Annotated in this window: 2 protein-coding genes; both read left to right on the top strand. The window is 56.8% G+C overall.

Translation table 11 applies throughout. From position 1 onward, the window contains the following. Positions 1-1181, top strand: a 1181-nt coding sequence (locus P792_RS35605) for a methyl-accepting chemotaxis protein (RefSeq protein WP_023980059.1), incomplete at its 5' end; no start/stop codon positions are given. Further along, on the top strand, positions 1181-1465 hold the full coding sequence (locus P792_RS35610) for an STAS domain-containing protein (RefSeq protein WP_051395983.1): 285 nt from the start codon (positions 1181-1183) through the stop codon (positions 1463-1465). The genes P792_RS35605 and P792_RS35610, both read left to right, overlap by 1 nt. Positions 1466-1546 lie beyond the last annotated feature (81 nt).

Below are 1546 nucleotides of genomic sequence, written 5' to 3' on the forward strand. Positions count from 1 at the left end.
CTCACAAGCATATGAGCGAAGAGATTGAAGAGCTGAAGCGCACCGCTGCCAACAGGCAGAAAAGCGTCGCGTCAGGGGCGGAGACCCTCGTATCTGCACTGAGAACCGTTGCGCAGGGCAATCTGGATTGCCGCATTCCGGCCGAGGCGGCTGAGGGGGAATTCGCGCCGATCCGCGAGGCTTTCAACGAAGCGTGCCAAAGCTGGAAACATATCCTGCAAACAATGGCAAAAAGCTCGGAATTCATTACGACCGGGGCTGCAGAGATTTCCACGGCCTCGGACGATCTCGCCAGAAGAACGGAGCGTCAGGCTGAGAATCTTGGCCAGGCGGCTGCCTCGGTACGTACGATCAGCAACGGCATTCAGACAACTGCCGATGTCTGTTCCGATTCCAGCTTCGAGACCAAGAAAACGCTCGACAAGGTCAAGCTCGCAACAGAAATCATGGCGGATGCCAATGCTGCAATGGTCGGCATTCAGAAATCCTCGACAGCAATAAGCGAGATCATTTCCGTCATCGACGGAATTACATTCCAGACCAATGTTCTCGCGCTGAACGCTGGTGTCGAGGCTGCGCGAGCGGGCGACGCAGGACGCGGCTTTGCCGTGGTGGCGCAGGAAGTACGGTCACTTGCAGAGAAATCGGCCAAGTCAGCGAATGAGATCAAACGTCTCATATCTGTTTCCGCAGAGCAGGTCGACAAGGGCGTAACTCTCGTTCAGCGCACGAGTGAATATCTCAGCGATTTCTCCGAAAGCGTTTCGAATATAGCCCAGCGTATTGATGGCCTTACGGTCACAACGCGAGAGCAGGCAGCGCGTCTCGTAGAGGTCACGACGTCGATCAACGAAATGGACCAGGTAACCCAGCAAAACGCAGCCATGGTGGAAGAGGCTACAGCCGCCAGCCATAACCTGAGCGCCGAGACCCGCACTCTTTCAGAAACGCTCGGACGCTTCCACGTGGATACAAACGCGAAGCCGAAAACATCTCCTCCCAAACCGCCAATGGCCAGGCCGCCGGTCGTCAAACCAGCCGTCACAACGAGGACTGCTGTCGTCCCTCCGGTGGTAAAAAATCCGGCCCAGCCCCCTTCCCCCGCACCTGCCAAACAGGCGGCAGTTCCCAGGCCTGCTTTGCAAGTGACGTCTTCTGACCAGGGCTGGGAGGATTTCTGATGTCCGTCATACCTGTGCCCCCGGAGACGATGCCTCATCAGATCATGCTTCCTGCGCGCCTTGACACCAAGGCTGCCGCAGCGCTGCGCGATGATCTCATTGTGGATGATGGCACTCCCCTGGATGGATCGGAAGTCACTTATCTCGGAGGTCTTTGCCTCCAGATTCTCCTTGCTGGCAAACGCGAGATTATCAACCCATCCGAAAAGATGGCTGAAGCTCTGGCACTCTTCGGTGTGCCTTTCCTCCTGCGGGAACCCCGCACAACATCCAGCGAGACCTAGACATGAGCGATTCAAAGACTGTGCGCGTTCTGACGATTGATGATTCCCGAACGATGCAGAGTATGCTCCGGACAGCCCTGG

Origin of the sequence: Asaia sp. SF2.1 (assembly GCF_000505765.1) — a bacterium.
Taxonomy (GTDB): domain Bacteria; phylum Pseudomonadota; class Alphaproteobacteria; order Acetobacterales; family Acetobacteraceae; genus Asaia; species Asaia bogorensis.